Consider the following 25,709-nt stretch of genomic DNA (forward strand, 5'->3'; position numbering starts at 1 on the left):
CAGGGTCGCAAAGCCGCTACCGAGAGCTCTCCGCCTGCGCGTGCGCGCCGGCAGCCGTCTCACCGGCAGCCGCCTCACCGGTGCGCGGCCACCACCTCGGCGACGGCGGTGCGCTCGGCGGCACTCGGCTCGGCGATCGCCATGCGGCAGTGCGTGTCGACCACGTCGAGCACGCGGTAGGCCTCCTTCATGCGGGCCATGTCGCCGCCGATGAGGGCGACCACTTCGTCGACCGCGGCCTGCGCAGCGGTGATGGCTGCCGCATCCCCCGACCGCCCGGCGTCGGCGAGGGCGCGGAACGGCTTCGGCGTCACGGATGACACCCCGGAGACGACACCCTGGGCGCCCACCTCGACGGCGGCGATCAGGTCGCGGTCGGCGCCGGTGTAGAGCTCGAAGTCGGCGGGCACGACGGCACGGTAGGCGGCGATGTCGTCGAGCGAGAGCTCGCTGATCTTGGCTCCCACGACGTTGGGCAGCTCCGCGAGCCGCACGAGGAGCTCCGGCGACACCGGGTTTCCACTCCGCGCCGGGTAGATGTACACGTACAAGCGCCCGTCGCCGACGGCGTCCGACACCGCACGGTAGTACTCGAAGATCGAGTCGTCCGTCGCCTTCAGGTAGTAGGGCGTGAGCGCGGCGAACTCGACGGCGCCCAGCTCACGGGCGATGCGGGTCAGGCGCACGGCCTCGAAGGTACTGGGCCGACCGACATGCACGACCACGCGCATCCGCTCCTTCAACTCGGCCAGAGCGGCTTCCACGATGGCCGCGAACTCGCCGGCGTCCACAGCGGGGAACTCCCCCGTCGTTCCGAGCACGAAGGCCCCCTCGTTCCCCGAGTCGGCGACGAATCGGAAGATCGCACGCGAACCCTCGATGTCGAGGGTGCCGTCGCGGTGGAACGCGGTGGGCACGGCGGTCAGGATGTCGTAGCGGGTCACTTCTCGGTCTCCTCGGAGTTCTTGCGGGACGTGCGGGCTCGACGCTTCGGGGCGTCGATGTTGCGGACGGTGGAGGTGAGCAGGTCGGGCTGCGCGGCGAGCTCGTCGTGCGCCTTCTCGATCTGCTGGATGCTGTCGTCGTGGAGGATCGAATCCGCGAGGGAGCCGCGCTCGGCACGGGGGCGACGAGCAGCACGGATCGCCGGCATCACGATCGAGAGCACGGCCAGGGCGAGGAGCACGAGCGCGATGGGGCTGACGACCTCGAAGAACGGACGCGTGGGCAGGATGGCCAGAGTGCGGGCGAGGTTCTCTTCGGCGAGCGGTCCGAGCAGGAGCCCGAGCACCACGGGGCCGGCCGGCACCTGCATGCGCTTGAGCATCACCCCGATCACACCGAAGACGAGCATCGTCACCACGGTCGAGAGGCTGTTGGAGGTGGCGTAGGTGCCGATGATGCAGAAGATCAGGATGCCGCTCCACAGGTACGGCTGCGGCACGTCGAGCAGCTTCACCATGCCCTTCATCCGCACCAGGCTCAGAGCGAGGGACAGGATCGTCGCGATCAGCATGATGCCGACGATCGAGACGACCAGGTCGGGGCGGTTCGTGAAGAGGGTGGGTCCGGGTGTGATGCCCCAGATGATCATGGAGCCGATCATCACGGCCATCACAGAGTCGCCGGGGATGCCGAGTGCCATGGTCGTGGTGAGGGAGCCGCCCAAGGTCGCGCTGGAAGCACTGTCGGACGCGGCGACGCCCTCGATCGATCCCTTGCCGAACATCTCCGGACGCTTCGACACCTTGCGTGCCCGTTCCCACCCGATGAGACCGGCGATGTCACCGCCCGCGGCGGGGATGAGACCGACACCGAGTCCGACCGCGCCGCCGACCGCCGTGGCACGACCGCTCTGCTTCAGCTCGGACCTGTTCGGCAGCCAGCGACCGAGGCTGGAGATGGGGCGCACGCGGGACGCGCGATGCGTGAGCAACTGGTCGAAGAGTTCCGCGATGCCGAAGAGGCCGATGATCACGGCGATGAAGTTCACGCCCTCGACGAGGTCGAGCACCCCGAAGGTGAAGCGCTGATCGGCCGTCGCGGCGTAGGTGCCGACGGTGCCGAGCATGAGGCCGAAGAGCCCGGCGAGGATGCCCTTGAGCATCGACTTCGACGAGATGCCGATCATGATCGAGATGCCGAACACCACGAGGGCGAACAGTTCGGGGGACTTGAAGTAGTCGCGGGCGAAGCTGGCGATCGGGACGGCCGCGACCGCGAACAGCACCAGCGAGGCGAGGATCCCGACGGCCGAGACGATTGCGGAGATGGTGAGTGCGAGACCTGCCCTGCCCTGCTTGGCCATCGGATAGCCGTCGAGGGTGGTGGCGATGGAGGCGGGCGTTCCCGGAGTGTTGATGAGGATGGACGGCACCCGATCGCCGAAGTTCGCCGCGACGTAGATCGTCAGCAGCACGGCGAGGCCCTGCACGGGCTCGAGGGTCATGGTGAATCCCGCGGCGAGGGCGACGGCCATGGTCGCGGTGATGCCGGGGAAGGCGCCGACCATGAAGCCCAGCATGAGCCCGACGAGCATGTAGAGCAGGATCGAGATGTCGAGGAGCGAGTTCAGCCCCTCCAGGAGCGCGTTCACAGGGGGATCCTCAGGAGCAGCCCGAACACGACGTAGACGAACGCCGTGACGGAGGCGGAGTAGATGATCAGGCTCAGCCAGCGGCGGTGACCGTAGAGGAGCATGAGGGAGGCCATCAGCAGGGCTGCGGCGATCGGGAAGACCTCGATGCGGTACCCGAAGAGGATGACCGACCCCAGCGACCACAGCGCGATGAAGGCGCCCGTGATCACCAGCGTGGCGATCACGCGCAGGTAGCCTCCGGGCTGGATGCGCTCGAGGTCGTCACGACCGGGTGCGGGGCGGGTGATCGCGATGGCGAGCAGCGCGATGGCGACGACGACTCCGGTGACCCCGATGACGAGCGGCCAGAAGCGGGCATCGATCTGACCCGGAGCAGCCTCGCGGCGCAGCGGGATCTGCGTCGAGAGGAAGAGATATCCGGCCGTGAACGCCAGAGCGAGGACGGCGAAGACGATCTCGAGCGGTCGCGACGCGGTCGCACCCTGATACTCGTCGCCCGCGGAGACATCGCCCGCGGAGACATCGCCCGCGGAGGCGTCCGATGCGGAGCCGTCCGCTGCGGAGGCATCCGATGCAGAGGTCGACATGATGCTCCTTTCGTGATCCGAGAACTGAAGGAGAGCACTGCGGGGCCGGTGATGAGCCCGGCCCCGCAGTCTTCTCTACCGGGCTCCTCAGCCCAGGAGGTCCTTGAAGAGGTCGAACTGCTCGTCGACGAACGTCGTCCATTCGGCGGAGTCGCGGTACACGACCAGGTTTCCGGCGTCGGCCTGGAACTTCTGGTAGCTGTCGGATTCGACGGCCTCCTTGACGGCGGCTTCGAGCGTCGACTTCACGTCGTCGGGCAAGCCCTTGGGCGCGTAGATGCCGCCCCAGCCTCCGAAGACGACGTCTTCGCCGATGGCCTCTTCGACCGTCTCGACGTCTTCCGCGTCGGGATGGCGCTCGTCGTTCATGACGGCGAGGATGCGCACCGCGTCGCCCTGGGCGAGAGCCTCGCCGAGGCCGGAGACGGCCGCGACGGTCTCGCCGGATGCGGCTGCGGCGACGGCCGTCGCTCCGCCGTCGTAGGGCACCGGAGTGAAGTCGGCGTCGGTCGCGGCACCGAGTCCGAGGGTCGCCGCCTCCCAGATGGAGCCGGCGCCGGAGTTCGCGACCGTGACGGCACCGGACTGCGCCTGGGCGACGAGGTCTTCCAGCGTCTCGATCCCGCTGTTCGCGCCGACGGTGACGACACCGGGGGCGAGCATGATCTGGCCGAGCAGGTCGAAGTCGTCCGGCAGCACGTCCGCGCTCTGCGTGGTGTTCAGCATCGCGATCTCGACGGGCGCGAATCCGATCACGTAGCCGTCGGGATCCTGCGCACCGACGTACTCCATCGCGAGCGCTCCGGCGGCACCCGGCATGTTCTCGGGGATGACGCTGACGTCGAGGATCTTCTCGAGCTCCGTGGCGAGTGCGCGCGACGAGAGGTCTGATCCTCCCCCGGGGTTGGCCTGGATGATGAGCCGGATGTCCTTCTCCGGGTAGGTCGATTCGGCGCCCTCGCCCTCTTCGACCTTGGTGCAGGCCGAGACGATGAGAGCGGTGGCTGCGAGGGCGGCGATCGCGGCAGCCGCCCGGGTGATGCGCTTGCGGGGCATCTTTGCTCCTCTACGTGGGTCGACCTTGTTGTCGACTCCCCCGACCGTAGCAGTGTTGACTGTTAACAGTCAACACTCGGACGAAACGTGCGCCGCGAGGGCCGCAGGCACGGCTCCGCATTCAGGCGTGGGTGGCGATCTCGCTCAGCATGCGTCGACGAGCACCGTCGAGATGCTCGGACAGCACCTTCGCCGCCTGCGCCGGCGTGCCGGTGCGCATCACCTGCATGAGCGTCACGTGATCATCGGAAGACTCGTGCAGGTCTTCGTCATGGTTGATCGTGACCTCGAGCAGCGCGGTGAACGTCGGGAGGTACTGATTCCATGCACCCTCGAGACGCGGGTGATCGGCGAGCGCGTAGATCTGCGAGTGGAACTCGAGATCCGCGGTGACGAATGCGGCATGGTCGCCGCGGTCCGCGGCCTCGCCCATGCGGTCGACGGCCGCCGCCATCGCGGCCCAGCGCGCCTCGTCGTCGACACGCATGGCCCGCGCGAGGGCGAGCTGTTCGAGCGCACCCCTCAGGCTGTACAGCTGATCGACGTCATCCCCCGTGAGTCCCACGATGTACACGCCGCGGGGACGCTGCACCTCGACGAGCTTCTCGAAGCTCAACTGGGTGAGCGCATCGCGCACGGGGCCACGGCTGACCGAGAACTCCTCGGCGAGCGCTTCCTCGGTGATCCGCGCGCCGGGGGCGAGTTCGCCGCGCACGATGCGCTGGCGGAGCACCCGTGCCACCTGGGCGCCGAGGGATTCTCCGCGCGTGACGGTCTGCGTCATGGTGACCTCCTGTTAACTGTTGACAGGATACACACCACGAGATCGGTGTCTAGGCGTGTCCGCGCGGATCCCAGAGCACGATGTCGGTCGAGCGGCGGATGCGACGGCCGCTCGGCACGGGCACCACCCCCGCGGATCCGGCGGCGAACACCCGCACGCCGGGGCGGTTCTCGCGCTCGGTGCGCAGAGCGCTCTCGAGTACCGCGATGCGGTTGCGCAGCGCCCGGTTCTCGTCTTCGAGGTCGAGCAGACGCGCGATCGCGGGGAGGCTCACACCTTCCGAAGAGAGCTGGGCGACCTCGCGCAGCTGTTCGATGTTGCGGGCGGAGTACCGACGCGAGCCGCCCGACGTCCGTCCGGGGACCACGAGTCCGATGCGGTCGTACTGCCGCAGGGTCTGCGGGTGGAGACCGGAGAGCTCGGCCGCCGCCGCGATCGCGAACACCGGGGTGTCAGCGTTCATCATGAACGCCTCCGACCCCGGTGCCCACTTCGACGCTCGGTCATCGACGCGCCTTCGCCATCAGCTCCGCCCGCGGATTCTCCGTGGGCTCGAGCTCCTGGAACTTCTCCAGGGCCTCCCGCGCGGCGTCGTCGAGGTGCGTGGGCACGGCGACCTGGAGTTCGGCGAGCAGGTCTCCGGTTCCCTTCGCCGTCGCCACACCGCGGCCCTTGACGCGCAGCACCCGCCCGGAGGGGGTGCCGGGAGCGACGCGGAGCTTGACCACGTCACCGCTGAGCGTCGGGACCTCGATCGTCGCGCCGAGGGTCGCCTCGGTGAAGGTCACCGGGACCACGACGCGCAGGTTAAGCCCGTCACGCGTGAAGACGGGGTGCGGGCGCACCGAGATCTGCACCACGATGTCGCCGCTCTCCCCGCCGTCGGGCGAGGGACGGCCACGACCGCGCAGACGGATCTTCTGTCCGTCTGCCACACCGGCAGGGATCTTCACCTTGAACGGCTTGCCGTCATCGCCCTGCAGGGAGATGGTCTCGCCCTGCACGGCGGTGACGAAGTCGAGCGTCGTGCGGGCGGTGACGTCGGCACCACGCTGCGGTCCGCCGAAGCCGCGGTAGCCACCGCTCGGCTGCCCGAAGCGTCCGCCTCCGAAGCTCGCACCCTGCCCCTGGTTGAACATCGCGAAGATGTCCTCGAAGTCGGCCGTCTGCCCTCGGCCCTGCTGGCCGAACCGGCTGAACACGTCTTCGAAGCCGCCGGCACCCTGGCCGCCCGCCGTGAAGCGGGCGCCGGAGCCCATGGCGCGGATCTCGTCGTACTCTTTGCGCTGTTCGGCGTCGGAGAGCACCGAGTAGGCCTCGCTGATCTCCTTGAACTTCGCCTCTGCTTTGGCATCACCCTGATTGGAGTCCGGGTGGTACTTCCGCGCGAGCTTGCGATACGTCTTCTTCAGATCCGCATCACTGACGTCCTTGGAGACCCCGAGGGTCTTGTAGAAGTCCTTGTCGAACCAATCCTGGCTGGCCATCGATCACCTACTCCGCAGGGACAGCGACGACGACCTTCGCGGGGCGCAGCTCGATGTCACCGAGGCGGTAGCCCACCTCGACGACCTCGAGGATCGTCGTCTTCTCGGCGCCGGGGGTCGGCTGCTGGAAGATGGCCTCGTGGCGCTGAGGGTCGAATTCCTCACCCTTCTCGCCGTATGCGGCCACCCCGAGACGCTCCACGACCGCACGCACCTTCTCGGCGATCACGGCGAAGGGCGTGCCCTCGACCAGGTCGCCGTGCTGAGCGGCACGGTCGAGGTCGTCGAGCACCGGGATGAGGCCCTTGGCGGCCTCGCCCTTCGCCCGCTCGATCTCGACCTGGCGCTGCTCCTCGGTGCGACGACGGTAGTTCGCGTACTCGGCCTGGAGGCGCTTGAGGTCGTTCAGCAGCGTCGACTCGAGGTCGGCGAGCACGGCGTCCTCCGCCGCGGCCTCACCGGTCTGCGTCGCTCCGAGGATGTCATCGACCGTGAGGTCATCGACACCGTCTTCAGGAGTCTCGTCCGACCCCTCGGCGGCCTTCGCCTCGGTGGAGTCCGGGTTCTGCGGCGCGGGGCCGGACGCCTGAGCGTCCGACCCCTCGCTGCGACCTTCGGCGGACTCAGGATTCTGGTTCTCGTCGAAGTTCTTGTCCGTCATGATTACTTCTTCTCGTCCTCGTCGTCGACGACCTCGGCGTCGATGACGTCCTCGTCGGAGGAGGGAGCGTCACCGGTCGGGGCCTCGCCGTCAGCCGAAGCGTCGGCAGCAGCATCCGCCTGCGAGGAGGCGTAGATGGCCTCGCCGAGCTTGGACTGCGACTGGTTGAGCTTGTCGAACGCGGTCTTCACGGCCTCGTCGTCTTCGCCCGCCAGCGCCGTCTTGAGCGCTTCGACGTCGGCCTTGACCTCGGTCTTCACGTCTTCGGGCAGCTTGTCGTCGTTCTCGGTGATCAGCTTGTCGATCGAGTACGCAAGCGTCTCGGCCTGGTTGCGGACCTCGGCGGCTTCACGGCGCACCTTGTCCTCAGCCGCGTGCTCTTCGGCCTCGCGCACCATGCGCTCGATGTCTTCCTTCGACAGCGAGGAGCCGCCGGAGATGACGATCGACTTCTCGGTGCCGGTGCCCTTGTCCTTGGCGGACACGTGCACGATGCCGTTGGCGTCGATGTCGAACGTGACCTCGATCTGCGGGATGCCGCGGGGAGCGGGAGCGATGCCCGTGAGCTCGAACGTGCCGAGCGGCTTATTGTCGCGGGTGAAGTCGCGCTCGCCCTGGAAGACCTGGATCGCGACGGACGGCTGGTTGTCGTCTGCCGTGGTGAAGGTCTCGCTGCGCTTGGTCGGGATAGCGGTGTTGCGCTCGATGAGCTTGGTCATCATGCCGCCCTTGGTCTCGATGCCGAGGCTCAGCGGGGTGACGTCGATGAGGAGGACATCCTTGCGCTCACCCTTGAGGACACCGGCCTGGAGAGCGGCGCCGACGGCGACGACCTCATCCGGGTTGACGCCCTTGTTCGCGTCCTTGCCGGTCTCGCGCTTGACGAGCTCGGCGACCGCGGGCATACGGGTGGAACCACCGACGAGCACGATGTGGTCGATCTCGGACACCTTGATGCCGGCTTCGCGGATGACATCCTCGAACGGCTTCTTGGTGCGGTCGAGCAGGTCCTTCGTGAGGTCCTCGAACTTCGCGCGGGTGATCGTCTCGGAGAGCGAGACCGGGCCGGACTCCGTCAGCGACAGGTACGGCAGGTTGATGCTCGTCGAGGTGGAGGAGGAGAGCTCCTTCTTCGCCTGCTCCGCGGCCTCCTTGAGGCGCTGCAGCGCGATCTTGTCGCCCGCGACGTCGACGCCCGTGGTCTCCTTGAACTGCTTGATCAGGTAGTCGACGAGACGCTGGTCCCAGTCGTCTCCACCGAGACGGTTGTCACCGGCGGTCGCACGCACCTGGATCGTGGAGAAGTCGTCGTCCTTGCCCACCTCGAGCAGCGAGACGTCGAACGTTCCGCCACCGAGGTCGAAGACCAGGATGAGCTCGTCTTCCTTGCCCTTGTCGAGGCCGTAGGCCAGAGCGGCCGCGGTCGGCTCGTTGATGATGCGCAGGACGTTGAGACCCGAGATCTCCCCGGCCTCCTTGGTGGCCTGACGCTCGGCGTCGTTGAAGTACGCGGGGACGGTGATGACCGCGTCGGTCACCGTGTCACCCAGGTAAGCCTCGGCGTCGCGCTTGAGCTTCATGAGGATGCGCGCGGAGATCTCCTGCGGCGTCCACTTCTTGCCGTCGACGTCGAAGCTCCAATCGGTGCCCATGTGGCGCTTGACGGAAGCGATCGTCCGGTCGACGTTGGTGACGGCCTGGCGCTTCGCGGTCTCACCGACGAGCACCTCCCCGTCCTTGGTGAAGGCCACGACCGAGGGGGTCGTGCGGAAGCCCTCGGCGTTGGCGATGACCTTGGGCTCGCCACCCTCGAGGACGCTGACGACGGAGTTGGTGGTTCCGAGGTCGATACCGACAGCACGTGCCATGTGTTCTCTCCTTTGTTGGAAGTTCGTTGGGATCGGAAATCTGCGGCGATCAGGGAAACCTGAGTCGCGATGACTCAACTGTACGCCGGCGCTCCGCAGGTGTCAAATCAACTTGATACGAGTCGACTCAACTTTTTCAGAAGGGCGCGAGAATCGCCGGATCCTCCGTGAACGTGACGGTGTTCTGGGGAGGGGGCCGGTCGACGTAGACCTTGCCGGTCGGGCTCGTCCAGGCGTAGACGCCACCACCCAGGGGCTCGACCACCCACGGCGAATGATGCTTGAGCACGTGATGGCGACGACACAGGTGACCGAGGTTCGACTCCTCGGTGGCTCCCCCGAGCGCGGCCTCGTGATGATGGTCGATGTCGCAGTCCACGGACGCGTACCCGCAGGTCGGGAATCGGCACCGCTGATCCCTCGCCCTCAGATGCCGCTTCAGATCCGGACCGGGACGATAGCGGTCGACCGCGAGGACCGCGCCGGTGATGGGGTGGGTGAGGATCCGGTCCCACCCCGCCGCCGCGCCGGCGATCCGGCGGGCGGTCGCGGGGTCGACCGGAGCGCGGCCGTTCAGCTCGGCCGGAGTCGAGCCCTCGCCGATCAGCGTCGTGACGGGGACCGTGATCGACACCGTTCCGCGAATCGCCGCCAGGAGCCCCTCGCCGCGATCGTGTCCGGCCGGAGCGCCGGTGAGGAGCAGGTCGAGAGCGAGATCGGCGCGGAGGTGCGCGAGGGTGCGCTCGTCCGGCTCCGGAGCCGGGAGCTCCGGGGATTCATACTCCGGGTACTCATGCCCCGGGGACTCGTGCTCCGTGAACTCACGCTCGGTGGACCCATGCTCCGGGGACTCGTGCCCCTGCACCGCCTCGGCCATCTGCGTGAGCCGTTCGAAGACCCCGTGCACGAGCGCCGACGGACCGAGCAGGCCGAGCTGCGTCATCCCGTCTCCGACGTCTTTCACCCACACGGATCTCTTCTCCCGCGCATCGAGGTGCCGCTCATCGATCGACCGCGCCTGGAACCGTTCGGCCACCCGCCGAGCCATTCGGCCGACACGAGCGGGAGACTCGATCTCGGCGAAGGAGATGATCTGAGCCGCATAGGCGGCGCGGCTCGCCGCATCGGGCAGGTGCTCGCCCGCTTCGCAGACGACTCGGGCGTGCGCCGCGCTGATGCGACCCGCCCCCTGCGCCTCCCAGACCAGCGGGAAGTGCTCCACGACCCAGGCCGCGTCGGCCATCCGGCGCTGCACCGTTCGATCACTCACCCGCAGGGCCGTGGCGAACTCCGCGGCGATCGTGCGGGCCGACATGTCTCCGTGATCGGGATGCCCCGCCTGCGCGGCCACGTCGAGCGCGAGCCGCGACCCGACCGCCAGGATGCCGTCTCGCGCGGCCTGCAGACTGCTGATCGTGCGCTCGACCTCGACGAGCATCTCGGTGAGCGCGGCGAGAGCATCCACCTGCTCGAGGGTCGCATCCGCCAGCGCTGTCATACCTTCAGTGAACCAGGGACCACCGACATTGAAACACCCAGATCAGCGCCGAAAACCAAGATACCGGAATGGGGCTGGGAGCACATTCGCCTCGGCCCTGGACGAGCCGACCTCAGACCGGACCGAGGCGATACTTGACCCTGACACGGTGGCAGACGGGAGAACAGACACATGTTGTCCATCGGAGCGTTCGCGCAGATAGGCCAGGTGACCCACCGCATGCTGCGGCACTGGGACACGGCCGGACTGCTCGTGCCCGCCCACGTGGACGAGTTCAACGGCTACCGCTCCTACGACCCGTCGCAGCTGGAAAGGCTGCATCGGATCGTCGCCCTGCGCCAGCTGGGCTTCGGCCTCGACGACATCTCGGCCATCCTCGAACAGGGAGTCGATGCCGAGCGCATCGCCTCCCTGCTGCGGATCCGCCGCGCAGAGGTCGAGCAGGAGCATCGGATCGCCGCGGAGAGACTCGTCGACGTGGAGAGGCGCCTCCACCTCATCGAGAGAGAGAAGCACATGTCACGGATCGAGATCGTCGAGAAGCCCCTCCCCGCCGTCCGGCTCGCCGCCGTCCGCACGGTCGTCCCCGATCAGCCGGCCGTCGCAACTGTGGTCGGTTCCGCCTTCGACGCGGTCGCGGACACCATCGGCGGCGAACACCCCCTGACCACACCGATCGCCCAGTACACGACGCTCGACGACGGACTGGAGGTCATCGTCGGCTACACCTATGCGGGCCCCGCGCGTGAGGAGTTCGACATCATCGAGCTCCCTGCGGCGGATGAAGCCGTCTGCGGCATCCACCTCGGCTCGATGGAGCACATCGCGGAGAGCTGGCAGGCGATCCACGCCGAGATCTTCGCTCGCGGCCTCGTGCACGACGGTCCCTGCAGGGAGCTCTACGTCCGCGCCGTCGGCGACGACCAGTCCGATTGGGTCACCGAACTGCAGCAGCCTGTCCGACGCGCCTGAGCGGAATCACGCACTGAACGTGTGCGGGCTCACTTGCCGCCGGGAGGACCGATCAGCAGCAGGATGACGTAGAGCGCGACGATGCCGACCACGAGCAGCACCGCGAGCACCCACGGCCGCTGCAGGAACCACCGCATCAGCCGGTCGTACCACCGCCGATCACGCGGATCCTCAGTCGCCGCGAGGCGCCAGGCTCCGGTGAGCCGGCCGGTGCGGTGCAGCCAGATCTCCATCGGGATGGTCGCGTAGGGCACGACGGCGCTCGCGACGGCGAGCACGCCGACCCCGACATGCCAGCGCTGGTTCAGGGCGACCAGGATCGCCGTCGCCGCATAGCTCAGGAAGATGAATCCGTGGATACCTCCGCCCACCGTCACCACCACGCCGGGGGCGCCGACGGCGCGGGCGATGATCGCGCCGATCAGGATCGTCCAGGTGATCGCCTCCGCGATCGCGAGGACTCGGTACAGACGGTCGGGGGTGCGGAACACGGTACTCCTCGGGTGGGGTGCTTCCACCGTATCCGTCCCGTCATCCCCCTCGAATCAACCGAATGGTTGAGTCCGTCAAGACGGTGCGACCCGTCTCGCGCACCGACGGCGGAATAGCAGACCGCGCGACGACGTTGCCGAAGGCATGGTGACAGTGGATGCGGATGCGCTCTCGCACGTGCTCGGTGCGGTCGATCTCCGCGTTGGCATCGGACGCCGATCCTCGCTCACCGCGGGAGCACTGCTGCCGATCCCCACCGACACCATCACCCTGGTCTACATCGTCGCGGGCGCCGTGCGGGGGCATCCTCCGCTCGGAGACGGCTGCCGTCTCGACGTCGACCCCGATTCGCGGCGACTCCGGCTCGACAACACGGAGGCGCGCCGTGACCTGCTCGTGACGGGCGACGCGTTCCTGACCCTCGGCCGGTCGCCGTTCGCGCTCGAGGCACACGACGAGACGATCCTCATGATCGCCGACATCGAGCTCGCAGATGTCGCGTCGCCCCTCCCCGCACTGCTGCCCCCGTTCCTCACCGTGACCGGCTTCGACGCCGTGGAGCCCGCCGCCGCCGCCCTCGCCCTGAACATGGGGGTGATCGACCACACGGTCACACCCGCCCGCCAGGGGGACCCGGTGATCTGCCGCCTGATGGCGACGACCGTCCTGTTGTCGGTCATCCGCGCCTGGGCGGCGAACGGCTGCGCGCCCACCGGCTGGCCTTCCCTGTCGAGCGACCCCTTCCTCGACCGCGTGGTCGACGCCATCCACGAGGAGCCGGGCCGCGACTGGACGGTCGAGCGCCTCGCCGGGATCGGGGCGATGTCGCGCTCGACCTTCGCCGAGCGGTTCCGCAGCGCTGTCGGACGCTCACCCGCCGACTACGTCACCGAGGTGCGGGTCGATGCGGCGAAGCGGATGCTCGATGCCGGACGCTCCGTCTCGGACATCTCCCGCGAGCTGGGCTACGCCTCGGACGAAGGATTCAGCCGCGCATTCCGACGCCGCACCGGGCAGACCCCCTCGTCCTGGCGCCTCGCCAACCGCACTCCCGTCCCGGCCTGAGCGGCACCCGCCCGGGTCAAGCTCTGCTGCTGACCCGATTCGATGCGCCGAACAGCACCGCGCCAGCGAGCAGCGCGACGGCACCGATCACGTAGACCAGTTCGACGTCCAGAGTGTCGACGAGCAGCCCACCGATGCCTGCGGCGAGCGTGATCGCACCCTGGAACCCCACGACGACCAGGCTGCCCCCGGCTTCGAGCCGATCGGGCATCCGGTGTCCGACCCAGGTGTTCACGACGATCAGCCAGGACGAGAAGAAGAAGCCCCACACCAGCACGACGATGCCCACGCCGACGATCGATCCGGAGAAGAGGATCATCGCGGTCACCGACACGGCGATCACCAACGGCGCGAACACCGCGAAGAAGGCGAACGTGCGGTCGATGACGAGTCCGATCGTGATGTTGCCGAGCAGACCGCCGACGCCGAACAGCGCGAGCAGCACGACGATGGTCGAGGCGTCGACGTCGGGGATCCGCTCCAGCGCGAGGCGCACGTAGGTGTAGGCGAGGAAGTGCCCGAGGACCACGAGCACATGCCCGACCATGCCGAGGCCGATGCCCGGGCGGCGCAGGGTGTCGACGAGCAGTCGCAGACTCGACGCCTGCTCCGCCGGAACGGACGGCAGCGCGAACCGCAGCACGGCCGCGAGCACGACCATGAGCACGCCCGCGAGGGCGAAGACGGTCCGCCAATCCATGAGCTCACTGAGCATGACGCCGAGGGGCACGCCCGCGACCGTCGCCAGCGACACCCCGGCGGAGGTGAACATGACGCCGCGGCCGAGATTCGCGGGTCCCGCGAGGCGCGCTGCCACGGTGATCGACATCGCCCAGTACGCGCTGATCGCGGCGCCCAGCAGGAAGCGCGCCAGCAGCACGATGATCAGATTCGGCGCGATCGCCACGATGAGGTTCGACACGGCCGCGGCGAGCGCCATCCACAGCAGCAGCGACCGGCGGTCGAGGCGCGGGAAGATCAGTCCGACCGTCGGGGCGACGACGAGTCCGACGAGCGCGGTCACGGTGACGGTCTGTCCTGCCTGGCCCGGGGTGACCCCGAGGCCGTCGGCCATCTCGGTGAGCACACCGTTGGGCAGGAACTCGGCCGTGACCAGCAGGAAGCCCATCAGCATGAGCACGATCAACCCGCCATAGCGGATGCGGGGCGCCGCAGAGGAAGACACGGTGGGAACGGGGGCTGTCGTGGTCATGGTTCCACGCTCGCAGGATCCGGATGCCGCCGCCCGACCAGGCGTCCGCGGCATCCGACCGATCGTCCGGAGCGATCCCGGCGGGTTCTCAGCCGGACCCCGCAGAGTGGTCGGCATGCAGGAACGGGGTGGCGGAGCACGGCGACGGACGGTGCGCGGTGCCCTGACCGTCGCGGGGATCATGCTCGTCGCCGGTTGCACGCCGCAACCCGTGGTCGGTCCGGACGACTGGGCGCTGGAGCCCATCCCGTTCCAGAGTTCCTTCACCGGACCCGGGGCGCACGGTGAGCCGGCCGGGCACCCGATCGATCTGGCCTACGGGATGCACGTGCTGTCGGCCGATGGGGAGGGCGGATTCTGGACCGCATCTGCCGGGTCGTGGCTGCACGTCGGGGCGGAGGGCGAGACGCTCGCCCGGTTCGACACCGAACCCGACGACCCGCTCACGACGGTCTCGGCGATGGCCCCGCTTTCGGCGACCGAGCTCGTGGTGTTGCGCGGTGATCGCGCTCACGTGATGCCGGTGATCTCCGTGGTGGACACGACCACCATGACGACACGGGACCTGCCGGGCGACGACGTGGGCGACGACGGCGACTTCGACTATGGAGACTTCGAGTTCGGCGACGTGGCCGTGCACGACGGCGACGCGATCGTGGTGCGGTACCAGCCGCGCCCTCCCACCGAGTACCTCGACTACGAGGTGCTCCGCGTCGACCTCGACAGCGGCGCACGAAGCCTGCTGCACAGCGAACCGATCGAACTCGATGATGCACCGGGCGCCCGGCCCGGGGTCCCTCCGATCGGCATCGATGTCGACGATGCCGGACGGGTGTATCTCGCGACCCCTTCCGCACGGATCGTGCTCGCCGCCGACGGGACGGAATTGCGCAGAGAACCCCAGGTCGCGAACCGTCCTTTGGTCGCCGTCGCTCCCGACGGGACGGCGCTGTGGTGGGGCGGAGCGCCGGAGCAGACCGCAGCGCAGAGCGTGATCGTAGGTGGTTCCGCGCAAGCGCGGGCAGCCGTCGAGGACCGCAGGGACTGCCCGGCGACCGCGCCGAGCAGCGACGGGCTCCGCCTCGCCGATGCCGCCGGACAGCATCCGCTGCCGTTCCTGTGCGGCGCGAACGCCGCCGCGTGGACGGGTGGCTCTTGGATCGTCGCGACCGGCGGAGAAGGCGACGGCGTGCTCGTCCGGCTCACTCCGCCGGTCGGGCGTTGACCTCCGCCTCTGGACACGCTCGCCGGGGACGCCCTATGCTCGACGACGCACCGGGACGCGCCCGGGAAGCCCGAGCGGAAGGAGCCGAAGACATGAACACGGTCTTTGTCGCGCTTTCCGCCGACCACCTTCCCCTCGAGGCCACCCGCTCCTGATCCTGGCGTGGCCTCCCCTCCTGGAGCCACACTTGTCTGATCCCTCCGCTTCCTCGGAAGCCGCGTCGTTCGACGCCTCCTCCTTCGAAACCCTCGAAACCGAACTCTCCTTCGCCGACGTCGACCCCGGTGAGGGCCAGCGCTGGTCCACGTGGCCGGCGATCACCCCGTCCGAGCGCGGGCCCGAGCCGTGGCCCGCGTGGGTGGTGACCTCGGCCGGTGCGCTCGACACCGAACGGGGCGTCCTCAAGACCGGCAAAGAGGCCGACGTGTTCCTGATCGAGCGCGCCGTGCCCGGTGATCCGGCGCAGCACACCCTGCTCGCCGCGAAGCGCTATCGCAGCGCCGAGCACCGCAGCTTCCACCGGTCCTCGACGTACACGGAGGGGCGCAGCACCCGGAACACCCGTGACACCCGCGCCCTCGCCAAGAAGTCGAGCCACGGTCGCGACGTCGCAGCCGCGCAGTGGTCCTTCGCCGAGTTCGAGGCGCTGTGCCGGATGTGGGAGCTCGGCGCGCCGGTGCCGTACCCCGTGCAGGTGAACGGCACCGAGGTGCTGATGGAGTTCCTCGGCGACGCCGACGGCACGGCCGCACCCCGACTCGCCCAGACACGCGGCGACCGTGCCGCGCTTCAGGAGTGCTACGCGCAGGTCGTCGATCTGATGCGGATCTTCGCCGCAGCCGGCTTCGCCCACGGCGACCTCTCCGCATACAACCTGCTCGTGCATGAGGGCCGGGTGCGGGTGATCGACCTGCCGCAGATCGTCGACGTCATCGCGAACCCGCAGGGACTCGACCTGCTGCATCGCGATTGCGTGAACATCTGCGACTGGTTCACCCGACGCCGCGTCGACGCCGACCCCGAGGAACTGTTCGCCGAGCTGCTCGCGGCGCTCTACTGAGAGTCAGACGCCACGCGGGCGGCCAGCAGCGTCACGAGCTCGTACACCACATGGCTCGCGGCGATGCCGGTCATCTGCGCGTGGTCGTAGGCGGGTGACACCTCGACCACGTCCGCGCCGACGATGTTCTGCGACGTCAGGGCACGCAGGATCCTCAGCAGCTCCCGGCTCGTGAGCCCCCCGGCCTCGGGCGTACCGGTGCCGGGCGCGTGGGCGGGGTCGAGCACGTCGATGTCGATCGACACGTACAGCGGCTTGTCGCCGATGCGCTGGAGGATGCGGGCGATGCCGGCCTCGACGCCGTGCTCCTCGATGTATTCGCTCGACACGATCGAGAAGCCCAGGCGCTCGTCGTCCTCCAGGTCCTGCTTCGAGTACAGGGGGCCTCGCGTGCCGACGTGGCAGCTGGAGGTGAGGTCGATCAGTCCCTCCTCGCTCGCGCGGCGGAAGGGGGTGCCGTGGGTGACGGGTGCCCCGAAGTAGGTGTCCCACGTGTCGAGATGTGCGTCGAAGTGCAGCACGGCGACGGGGCCGTGCTTCGCGGCGACCGCGCGCAGCAGGGGCAGCGCGACCGTGTGGTCCCCGCCGATCGTGACGATGCGCTGCACCTGCTCGCCGAGGGCCAGGGCCGCGCGCTCGACCTCGGTCACGGCTTCCGTGAGGTCGAAGGGGTTGACCGGGATGTCACCCGCATCCACGACCTGTGCGATCGCGAACGGCGACACGTCCTGCGCGGGGTTGTACGGCCGCAGCAGTCGCGAGGACTCGCGCACGTGCGACGGACCGAACCGCGTGCCCGGTCGGTAGCTGACGCCCGAGTCGAACGGGATGCCCACGACCGCGATGTCGGCGCGCGGAACATCTTCGATCCGCGGCAGCCGCGCGAAGGTGGCGATACCGGAGTAGCGGGGGTTCACGGACGCGTCGATGGGGCCCACGTTCTCGGTCATGGCTCGTTCCTGTTCGTCGGGGAGGTCAAGAGAGGGAGGTCACGGAGTTCAGAGGGCGCTCTGCGGGAGGTGCACGAGTTGCACGCCGCCCTCGGCGATCGCGGCCCGGATGCTCGAGGCGATGTCCTCGCGGCGCTCCACCCGGCGCCCGGTCGCGCCGAAGGCCGTGGCGAGCGCCGCCCAGTCGGGCTGCACCAGATCGACGCCGATGGGGGTCATGCCCCGATCGACCTCGTTCTGACGGATCTCGGCGTAGCCGCCGTTGTCGACGCACACGATCGTGACGTCGAGACGCTGCTCGACCGCGGTGACCAGTTCGTTCACGCAGAACATCAGCGCGCCGTCGCCGATCACCGTGACGACCGGATGCTCCGTCTGCGCGACTCTGGCGCCGATCGCCGCCGGGAGGCCGTAGCCGAGCGTCGCATAGGTGGGGGTATAGAGCAGCGAGTGCGGATGGGCCGACTGCAGCACGCTGCCGAGCGCCAGATAGACGATCTGGGACGAGTCGCCCGCGACGATCGCATCCTCGGGAAGGGCGTCGGCGATGATCTCGGCCAGGGCGACCGCCTCGGGCGCGGTCTCGCGCATCTCGGCGGCGATCGCGCTCCGCTCGGCGGTGAGGTCGCGCGGCGGGCGGGTTTCGTCAGGGACGACGGCCAGCAGCGCCTCCACGACGGCAGCCGCGTCGCCCGTGATGCCCACCGTCGCGGCGAGGTTCTTGTCGCGCTGCGTCGGCGAGATGTCGACCCGGATCACGGATCCGCGGGCTTCGAGCCGCGGTGCCCACAGCTCTGCCTCACCGAGCTTCGAGCCGACCACGAGCAGCACATCGGCATCCTCCGCGACGGTGCGGGCCGCAGCGAGGCGCAGATTCGAGCCGAGCGAGAGCGCGTGCTGCTCATCGACCACGCCCTTGCCGTTCAGGGTGGTGAGCACCGGAGCGCCGAGTCGCTCGGCGAGGGTCGTGACCTCGTGCGCGGCATCCACCGCTCCCCCACCGGCGACGATCACCGGGGTCTTCGCGGCGACGAGCAGACGTGCCGCCTCGGCGAGCGCTGCCGGATCCCCGGACGCGCGCGCCGCGACCGGGCGGGGCCGGCGCGCCTCGGCGGAGACCTCGGCCGGCGCCTCCAGCACGTCGAGGGGGATCTCGATGTGCACGGGCCGGGGACGCCCGGTGCGGAACAGCGTGAACGCATCATGGACGGCATCCACCGCCTCGGCGGCACTGGTCACCCGCCGCGACCACTCGGCGATCGCGCCGACCATGGCCGTGGCATCCTTCGTCTCGTGGAGCGTGCCGACATCGGCGAACTCGGCGCCGAGCGGCACTCCCGGGGAGAGGACGATGAGGGGTCGCGATTCGCAGAACGCGGTGCCGATCGCACTCATGGCGTTCTGCAGGCCGGGGCCGGACGTGGTGATGACCACGCCGGGGAGTCCGGTCTGCTGCGCCCAGCCGTCGGCCCCGTAGCCGGAGCCCTGCTCGTGACGGTTCGTGACGGCACGGATCCCGAGCTCGGCGAGCGGCCGGTACAGCTCCAGATTGTGGGTGCCGGGGATGCCGAAGATCGCGGTCACTCCATAGGCACGGATGGTCTCCAGGACCGCCCGGCCCGCGGTGTCGGCGTACTGCTCGGCCGTCGTGGTGTCGGAGTTCATCGGATCATCCTCACACCCGGTGACGACGAACGCCGTCGACCCAGGTCTCGCGCACGGTGATCGCCGAGATCTCCTCGGCCGGAACGGACAGCGGATCGCCGGACAGCACCGCGAAGTCGGCGTACTTCCCGACTTCGAGGGAGCCCAGATCGTCTTCGCGGCCGATCGACGCGGCGCCCTCGATCGTGTGGGCGCGCAGGGCGGCGAGCGCGGAGATCCGCAGGTCATCCGGTCCGAGCGTGTGTCCGCGCCGGGTGACGCGGGTGACGGCGGTCTGGATGGCCTCGAGCGGGATCGGCTCCGCGACCGGCGCATCCGAGGAGATCGTGATCGGCACGCCGGCCCGTTCGAACTCCCCGAGCGGGTTGAAGCGCTCACCCGGGGTGCCGATCGCCTCCTCGACGCCCTCGCCCCAGTTGAAGTAGTGCTGCGTCTGGTTGACCGGACGGATGCCCGAGGCCGCCATCCGCTCGATCTGCTCGGGGGTCGGCAGACCGCAGTGCTCGATGCGGTGCCGGGCATCGGCATCCGGATGCTCGGCGAGCGCGGACTCGATCGCCGACACGACCATCTCGATCGCGGTGGGCGACTGCGCGTGCGTGGCCGTCTGCAGGCCCGCGGCGTGCGCCTTGCGGATGAGCCCGGCATACTCGGCAGGCTCGTGGTACAACTGCCCGGTGCGGCAGGGGTCACCCACGTAGCCGTCCGGGAAGTACGCGGTCCAGCCGCCCAGCGTCCCGTCGGCGTAGAACTTGATGCCCGCGAAGCTCAGGTGCGCGTTGCCGAACTGACCGACGAGCCCCATCTCGAGCGCCTCGTCGAGCAGGTGCGACAGCAGGTACATCGACACCCGCAGCTCGAGGCGCCCGGCCTCGGCGAGACGCAGGTACATATCGAACTCGCGGCGCGTGACCTGGCAGTCGCCGATCGAGGTGACACCGCCGGCGAGGAAGCGCTGCGTCGCGGCATCCAGCTGGCGCAGGTGCTCCTCCGGCTCATCCGCGAGGTGGAAGTTCGGACCGTGGTGGCCGATCTTCACGCCGTGCACGCCCGTGAGGATGTTGCAGGCGGCGTCCGACAGCTCACCCGTCAGCTCGCCCTCCGCATCGCGGAAGAACTCGCCGCCGTCGGGGTTCGGGGTGTCCTGGTCGACGCCGCCCGCCTGCAGGGTGTACGAGTTCACGACGCCGCCGTGGCCGGAGGCGTTCATGAGATACACCTCGCGATCGCTCGCGACCTCATCGAGCTCGAAGCGGGTGGGGTGCCGCTTCTCCGCCAGGTTCCGCTGCTCGTAGCCGTAGCCGCGCACCGGCCGTCCTGCGGGCAGGTCGGCGGCCGCCGCCTTCAGCAGTGCCACGATCTCGGGGATGCTGCCGGCCTTCTCGGGTCCGCAGTCGACCCAGGTCATCATCTGCCCGAACATGAGCGGATGCGCGTGGGCGTCGACGAACCCGGGGACCACGACCGCGTCACCGAGGTCGATGCGCTCCGGGGAGAGCCCTGCCCGTTCGACCGCCGCCTCGCATTCCGCGGGGGTGCCGATCGCGAGGATCCGTCCCCGGTCGGTCAGCATGGCCGTGGCCGTGGTGGCTGCGGCATCCGCGGTGTGGATCGCCTGCGCCGTCAGGAGGACGGGTGTCTCCTGCGCGGAGCGGTCGAAGGGGGTGAGCTTTCTCATGGCAGCCTGTTCGCGGTCGTGTCGGTGCGGGCGGTGAAGGAGGCGGTGACGGGGGCCTCGTCGGAGTGCTGCGGCGCGAGACGCGTGCAGATACCGGCGATGAGAGCCATGCCGATGAACATCGCGATGACCGACCAGATGCTGCCCGTCCAGGCGATGAGCTGGGTCGCGAACCACGGGGAGAACCCGGCCCAGACCGCCGCGCCGACGCCGTAGGACAGCGCGATCGAGGTATAGCGGGCCTGCGGACGGAACATCTGCGAGAGCAGGGCGGCGATCGGCGCGTAGGTGGCGCTCATCGCGATGCGCACCAGGGAGGCGAACAGGAAGATGAGCGGTTCGACTCGGCCGGGCAGGATCAGCAGGAACGGCACGAAGGTGAGCACCGAGGTGAGCAGGCCGAGGTACATGACGTTCTTCCGGCCCCACTTGTCGCCCAGCCAGGCGACGGGAAGCGTCACCACGAACTCCACGAAGGAGGCGATCGTCATGGCGTCGAGGATGACCTGCTCGCTGATCGCGACCGTGTCGCCGGTGGCGTACGCCGTGGCGAAGGTGGTGGCCAGGTAGTAGCCGCCGGTCGAGATGGGCAGGATGCCGATGCCGAGGAGGATCGGACGCCAGTTGGTGCGCAGCGCGAAGGCGAGCGGCATCGACTGCTTGCGGCCCTCGATCTTCGCCTCGAAGACCGGGGACTCCTCGACGCGGTAGCGCACCCAGAACCCCACGCCGACCAGCACGATCGAGAGCAGGAAGGGGATGCGCCATCCGCCGTTGATGATGAAGTCGTCGCCCATGCGCGTCATGACGGCGAAGATTCCCGACGCCAGCAGCGCACCAGCCGGGTTGCCGAGCTGCGTGAAGCCGCCGTAGAAGGTCTTGGACTTCTCGGGGGCGTGCTCGACGCTCATGAGCACGGCGCCGCCCCACTCGCCGCCGACCGCGAGGCCCTGCACCGCACGGAGCAGGATCAGGAGGATCGGGGCGAGGATGCCGATGTTCTCGTACGTCGGCAGGCAGCCCACGAGCACCGTGGCCGCGCCCATCATCAGCAGCGTGATGACGAGCGACACCCGGCGTCCGAGCTTGTCGCCGATGTGGCCGAAGATGATGCCGCCGAGGGGGCGGACGAGGAAGGCGACCGCGAAGGTCGCGAAGGCCGCTGCGGTCTCGGCGAGTCGGTCGCCGCTCGGGAAGAAGAGGGGACCGAAGACGAGCGCCGCCGCGGTCGCGTAGACGTAGAAGTCGTACCACTCGATCGTGGTGCCGACGAAGGCGGCGATGCCGGCGCGTCGTGCCCGGCTGTGGGTACCGGTGCTGGGTGTGGAGGTCATGAGGGTGCCCGCTCCTTTGCGGAAGATGTCGGATAGCGAAGGATGCTACGGACGTGCGGAGCCGTCGGCAAGGTCAGAACTCCAGCGAGAATGAGCATTCACTGGATTTCTGATCATAAAACCATGCAATGCTTCCCTTCTCGACGGCACAAACGCTTCTAGACTGAACAAGCGCGCGGCGATCCGTGCGTTCGCGGGAATCTGACGAATCGAGGGCGACCATGGATTTCGACGCCGAACTCATCCGCGCGCTGCAGGAAGACGGTCGTGCCAGCATCCTCTCACTCGCCGAACGGCTCGGACAGTCGCGGGCGGCGGTCGCGGCGCGGTTGCGGACGATGCTCGCCGACCGCACGGTCCGGGTCGTCGCGGCCGTCGATCCGGTCTTCCTCGGGCAGCACGTGCTCGCCCACGTCTCCCTCCGCACCGACGGCACGGTCGAACACGTCGCCGAGCACCTGCGCGACATGAGCGAGACCGTGCTGGTCTCGGCGGTCGGGGGCTCGCACGACGTGGTCACCGAGGTGCGCGTCGGGTCGATGTCGGAGCTGCACGATCTGCTCGCGCTCATCCGTGCGATCGACGGCGTGCACGACATCAGCACGATCATCTACTCGACCGTGATCAAGGGCTTCTTCGTCTCCGAGTACCACGGTGACGTCACCCTCGACGTGATCGACGAAGCCCTGATCGAGCGACTCCAGGCGGACGGGCGGGAGAGTTTCCGCGCTCTGGGTGAGGAGGTGCGCCTCTCCCCCTCGGCCGTCGCCACCCGGGTGCAGCGACTGATCGACGCCGGGGTCATCAAGATCAGCGCCGTCGAGGCACGCGGGCTCGCGCACCGGCAGCTGTCGATGGGAGTCGGGATGACGCTCGGAGACGACGACGGGGCCGTGATCGACGAGCTCCGGCGCGGGCGCGGGGTGGACTTCGCCGCACGAACGCTCGGGCGGTTCGACGCGGTGGCGACGCTGGTCGAGCCCTCGGCCGGTGCGCTGTATGCGAGCCTCGAACGCCTGCGCGCGCTGCCCGGCGTCACGCGGATCGAAGCCTGGCTCCACCTGGCGGTCCTGAAGGAGGACTACGCCCGTACGCTCCGCCCCCTCCGTACGGACTGAGCCCCCTCCGCGCGGCACCCGCACCGGTGCGGGCTCGAAAACGCGCCGCTGCGGGCCGTCGGAGGCGCACTTCTGATCCCGCACCGGGCGTGTCGACGCGGCGCGCCGTCACCGGACGTTCATCGGAGGCCGCCAGACTTCCCCCATGAGCGAACCCGAATCTCGCCCTGGCGTCCCCGAGCCCGCAGCGACCGCCAACAGTGGTGCCGTCGCCGTCGTCGGCCTCGATCTGCGCGGCGAGACCCCCGCCCCCAGGAAGCAGGTCTACTCGTGGGCGCTGTGGGACTGGGCGACTCAACCGTTCAACACCGTCATCCTGACGTTCGTCTTCACCGCGCTCTACCTGGTCAGCGAGTCCTTCCTCCCCGCCGACATCGCGGCTCTGAGCGAAGACGATCCGGCCCGACTCGCGGCGGAGGCGGACCTCGCATCCGGGCTCGGCCTCGGATCCACCATCGCGGCCTTCGGCATCCTGCTCCTCGCGCCGGTGCTCGGACAGCGCGCCGATGCCGCGGGTCGGCAGAAGCTCTGGCTCGGGATCGGCACCGGCGCCCTGATCTTCTGCATGCTGGGACTGTGGTTCGTGGAGCCGGCCCCGAGTCTGTTCTGGCTGGGCGTCGCGCTCATCTCAGCGGCGACCGTGTTCCAGGAGATCGCAGCGGTGAACTCCAACGCGATGCTCATCGGCATCGCCACCCCTCGGAACGTCGGCCGCATCTCCGGTCTCGGATGGGGCTTCGGCTATCTCGGCGGCATCATCGCACTGGTGATCGTCGTGGTGCTGGACACCTTCGACTGGTTCGGGATGTCCACAGACAACGGACTCGCCTACCGGTTGATCGCGGTCGGCTGCGCGGTGTGGGCGATCATCTTCAGCATCCCGATCTTCCTCAACGTGCCGGAACCCTCGCTCGGACGCCCGGAGCGCAAGGTCGGGTTCTTCGCCTCCTACCCCCTCCTGGTCAAGGACGTCGCCGGTCTCTACCGCAACGAGGAGACCCGGCCCACCTTCTGGTATCTGCTGGCGAGCGCGGTGTTCCGTGACGGACTCGGCGGCGTCTTCGCCTTCGGTGCGATCATCGGGACGGCCGTCTTCAACTTCGGCACGCAGGACATCATCATCTTCGGCATCGCGGCGAACCTGATCGCCGGAGTCTCGACCATCGCCGCCGGACGACTCGACGATCGACTCGGACCGAAGCGGATCATCCTCGCCTCGATCGGCTCGATGATCGTCGCGGGTCTCGCGGTGTTCTTCCTGCGGGACGCCGGGTCGATGGTCTTCTGGGTCGGCGGCCTCATCCTGTGCGCATTCGTCGGACCGGCTCAGGCAGCGGCCCGGTCGTTCCTGGCCAGGGTCACCCCGGCCGGACGCGAGGGCGAGATCTTCGGCCTGTACGCCACGACGGGCCGCGCGGCGAGCTGGATGGCCTCCGGCGCCTGGACCCTGCTGATCGTGCTGACGAGTCAGACCGCCTTCGGCATCCTGGGCATCGTGATCGTGCTGCTCGCCGGCTTCCTCCTGCTGCTGCCGGTGAAAGCGCCGCGCTGACGGGAGGCCCCGTTCACAACTCCGGAGAAACGGACCGAAACCGCACCTTCAGGGGCGTTCAGACGGCGGGTCGCCGATTTCTTCCTGAGTTGTGCACGGATCGTCGGTCGGGACCGTCGGTCGGGACCGTCGGTCGGGACCGTCGGTCAGGTTCGCGTCGGCCTGACCGGCTCAGCGCTGCCAGTTGTCGGCGAGCTTGTTGAGCAGCCGAGCGAGTTCGACCCGCTCCTCGTCGGTGAATGAGGTGAGCGCGGTCGTCAGCATCTCGCGACGCTCACCACGCATGCCGCGGGCGAGGCGGCGGCCTTCGTCGGTCAGTGCGATACGCGTGCGCCGCGCGTCGTCGGGGTCGGCCTCGCGGCGCACATAGCCGCGCTCGACGCCCTGCTGGACGAGCCGTGACGCTCGCGGCTGATCGACGCCGATCGCAGCGCCGAGATCGCTCACGCTGAGGGGAGTCGCCGCCGCGGCCAGCGCCTCGAGCATCCGCATGCGTGCAGGACCACCGAGGCGCCCGGACGGGTCGGCCATCCACGGCGGCATGCCCGGATGGCCGCGGTGGTGATCGAAGTGGTCGTGCACGTCGTCGCCGTGAGTCCCCTGCGGCCCGCCGTGCCGACCGTGGGGACCGCCTCTCCCGCCGTGCCCCCGATCGCCCGGACGACGCCCTCGTAGGCGGGACAGCGCCTGCGCGATGGCTTCGGCCGGATCCGATTCCGCGGGTTCGTTCTTGTCGGTGGTCACCCTCCGATTTTACATGCGACTTGACATGCATCGTTACTGCATGTCACACTACATGCACATGCACTGTGACATACACGTGCACCCCGACAATGAAGGACTTT

Annotated in this window: 23 protein-coding genes; 6 read left to right on the plus strand and 17 right to left on the minus strand. The window is 68.8% G+C overall.

Annotation, left to right across the window (positions count from 1 at the left end):
• Positions 1–74: 74 nt before the first annotated feature.
• The 10 genes from E0W80_RS14850 to E0W80_RS14895 all read right to left on the minus strand — a co-directional run bounded on the left by E0W80_RS14850 (position 75) and on the right by E0W80_RS14895 (position 10,540).
• Positions 75–944: a dihydrodipicolinate synthase family protein gene (locus tag E0W80_RS14850; protein WP_131493608.1), complete on the minus strand. Its 870-nt coding sequence runs from the start codon at positions 942–944 to the stop codon at positions 75–77.
• Complete coding sequence (locus E0W80_RS14855; protein WP_131493610.1) at positions 941–2,596, minus strand: tripartite tricarboxylate transporter permease; 1,656 nt, start codon at positions 2,594–2,596, stop codon at positions 941–943. The genes E0W80_RS14850 and E0W80_RS14855 overlap by 4 nt, the downstream gene beginning before the upstream one ends.
• Positions 2,593–3,186: a tripartite tricarboxylate transporter TctB family protein gene (locus E0W80_RS14860; RefSeq protein WP_240740546.1), complete on the minus strand. Its 594-nt coding sequence runs from the start codon at positions 3,184–3,186 to the stop codon at positions 2,593–2,595. Before E0W80_RS14860 ends, E0W80_RS14855 begins: the two co-directional genes overlap by 4 nt.
• Before the next feature lie 87 nt (positions 3,187–3,273).
• Complete coding sequence (locus tag E0W80_RS14865) at positions 3,274–4,242, minus strand: tripartite tricarboxylate transporter substrate binding protein (protein WP_131493612.1); 969 nt, start codon at positions 4,240–4,242, stop codon at positions 3,274–3,276.
• A 121-nt stretch (positions 4,243–4,363) separates the two neighbouring features.
• A complete protein-coding gene (locus tag E0W80_RS14870) occupies positions 4,364–5,026 on the minus strand; it encodes a GntR family transcriptional regulator (protein ID WP_131493614.1) in 663 nt (220 codons plus the stop codon).
• A 49-nt stretch (positions 5,027–5,075) separates the two neighbouring features.
• Complete coding sequence (locus E0W80_RS14875) at positions 5,076–5,489, minus strand: MerR family transcriptional regulator (RefSeq protein ID WP_131493656.1); 414 nt, start codon at positions 5,487–5,489, stop codon at positions 5,076–5,078.
• 40 nt (positions 5,490–5,529) lie between these two features.
• A complete protein-coding gene (locus E0W80_RS14880) occupies positions 5,530–6,513 on the minus strand; it encodes a DnaJ C-terminal domain-containing protein (RefSeq protein ID WP_131493616.1) in 984 nt (327 codons plus the stop codon).
• Between the two features lie 7 nt (positions 6,514–6,520).
• Positions 6,521–7,174: a nucleotide exchange factor GrpE gene (locus tag E0W80_RS14885; RefSeq protein WP_047519806.1), complete on the minus strand. Its 654-nt coding sequence runs from the start codon at positions 7,172–7,174 to the stop codon at positions 6,521–6,523.
• A gap of 2 nt (positions 7,175–7,176) precedes the next feature.
• A complete protein-coding gene (gene dnaK / locus E0W80_RS14890) occupies positions 7,177–9,042 on the minus strand; it encodes a molecular chaperone DnaK (protein ID WP_047519808.1) in 1,866 nt (621 codons plus the stop codon).
• A gap of 136 nt (positions 9,043–9,178) precedes the next feature.
• Positions 9,179–10,540 (minus strand): HNH endonuclease signature motif containing protein, encoded by a 1,362-nt coding sequence (locus tag E0W80_RS14895; protein WP_131493617.1) that lies wholly within the window; start codon positions 10,538–10,540, stop codon positions 9,179–9,181.
• Positions 10,541–10,711: 171 nt separating this feature from the next.
• Between E0W80_RS14895 and E0W80_RS14900 the strand changes: the two genes are divergently transcribed.
• The gene (locus tag E0W80_RS14900; protein WP_131493619.1) at positions 10,712–11,512 is read left to right on the plus strand and encodes a MerR family transcriptional regulator; all 801 of its coding nucleotides are present in this window, start codon (positions 10,712–10,714) and stop codon (positions 11,510–11,512) included.
• Between the two features lie 29 nt (positions 11,513–11,541).
• Here E0W80_RS14900 and E0W80_RS14905 read toward each other — a convergent pair whose 3' ends face one another.
• Positions 11,542–12,003, minus strand: a complete 462-nt coding sequence (locus E0W80_RS14905) for a DUF3817 domain-containing protein (protein ID WP_131493621.1) — start codon at positions 12,001–12,003, stop codon at positions 11,542–11,544.
• A 145-nt stretch (positions 12,004–12,148) separates the two neighbouring features.
• On the opposite strand from E0W80_RS14905, the gene E0W80_RS14910 reads away from it, so the two are divergent.
• Positions 12,149–13,069 carry an AraC family transcriptional regulator gene (locus E0W80_RS14910; RefSeq protein WP_131493623.1) on the plus strand — a complete coding sequence of 307 codons (921 nt, stop codon included), beginning with the start codon at positions 12,149–12,151 and terminating at the stop codon, positions 13,067–13,069.
• A 16-nt stretch (positions 13,070–13,085) separates the two neighbouring features.
• Here E0W80_RS14910 and E0W80_RS14915 read toward each other — a convergent pair whose 3' ends face one another.
• Positions 13,086–14,282, minus strand: coding sequence for an MFS transporter (locus E0W80_RS14915; RefSeq protein WP_131493625.1), 1,197 nt, complete (start codon positions 14,280–14,282; stop codon positions 13,086–13,088).
• Between the two features lie 115 nt (positions 14,283–14,397).
• On the opposite strand from E0W80_RS14915, the gene E0W80_RS14920 reads away from it, so the two are divergent.
• Together E0W80_RS14920 and E0W80_RS14925 are read left to right on the plus strand one after the other, a co-directional pair.
• Positions 14,398–15,507 (plus strand): hypothetical protein, encoded by a 1,110-nt coding sequence (locus tag E0W80_RS14920; protein ID WP_205802370.1) that lies wholly within the window; start codon positions 14,398–14,400, stop codon positions 15,505–15,507.
• A gap of 187 nt (positions 15,508–15,694) precedes the next feature.
• Positions 15,695–16,567 (plus strand): RIO1 family regulatory kinase/ATPase, encoded by an 873-nt coding sequence (locus E0W80_RS14925; protein WP_131493629.1) that lies wholly within the window; start codon positions 15,695–15,697, stop codon positions 16,565–16,567.
• On the opposite strand, the gene speB is transcribed toward E0W80_RS14925, so the two are convergent.
• Genes speB through E0W80_RS14945 form a run of 4 tightly spaced genes read right to left on the minus strand, consistent with a single transcriptional unit; the run spans position 16,561 to position 22,194 of the window.
• Positions 16,561–17,517 (minus strand): agmatinase, encoded by a 957-nt coding sequence (gene speB / locus E0W80_RS14930; protein ID WP_047519816.1) that lies wholly within the window; start codon positions 17,515–17,517, stop codon positions 16,561–16,563. The two genes, E0W80_RS14925 and speB, sit on opposite strands and share 7 nt — an antisense overlap.
• Positions 17,518–17,565: 48 nt before the next feature.
• On the minus strand, positions 17,566–19,182 hold the full coding sequence (locus E0W80_RS14935) for a thiamine pyrophosphate-dependent enzyme (protein ID WP_131493631.1): 1,617 nt from the start codon (positions 19,180–19,182) through the stop codon (positions 17,566–17,568).
• 10 nt (positions 19,183–19,192) lie between these two features.
• Positions 19,193–20,860 (minus strand): amidohydrolase, encoded by a 1,668-nt coding sequence (locus tag E0W80_RS14940; RefSeq protein ID WP_131493632.1) that lies wholly within the window; start codon positions 20,858–20,860, stop codon positions 19,193–19,195.
• The gene (locus E0W80_RS14945; RefSeq protein WP_131493634.1) at positions 20,857–22,194 is read right to left on the minus strand and encodes an MFS transporter; all 1,338 of its coding nucleotides are present in this window, start codon (positions 22,192–22,194) and stop codon (positions 20,857–20,859) included. Before E0W80_RS14945 ends, E0W80_RS14940 begins: the two co-directional genes overlap by 4 nt.
• Before the next feature lie 221 nt (positions 22,195–22,415).
• Between E0W80_RS14945 and E0W80_RS14950 the strand changes: the two genes are divergently transcribed.
• Entirely contained in the window at positions 22,416–23,312 is an 897-nt protein-coding gene (locus E0W80_RS14950; protein WP_047524242.1) for an Lrp/AsnC family transcriptional regulator, read from the plus strand.
• A gap of 145 nt (positions 23,313–23,457) precedes the next feature.
• Complete coding sequence (locus tag E0W80_RS14955; protein ID WP_131493636.1) at positions 23,458–24,864, plus strand: MFS transporter; 1,407 nt, start codon at positions 23,458–23,460, stop codon at positions 24,862–24,864.
• A 171-nt stretch (positions 24,865–25,035) separates the two neighbouring features.
• Here E0W80_RS14955 and E0W80_RS19415 read toward each other — a convergent pair whose 3' ends face one another.
• A complete protein-coding gene (locus E0W80_RS19415) occupies positions 25,036–25,608 on the minus strand; it encodes a MarR family winged helix-turn-helix transcriptional regulator (protein ID WP_240740547.1) in 573 nt (190 codons plus the stop codon).
• Positions 25,609–25,709: the final 101 nt, after the last annotated feature.

This window comes from Microbacterium sp. PI-1 (genome assembly GCF_004337555.1).
Lineage (GTDB): Bacteria > Actinomycetota > Actinomycetes > Actinomycetales > Microbacteriaceae > Microbacterium > Microbacterium aurugineum.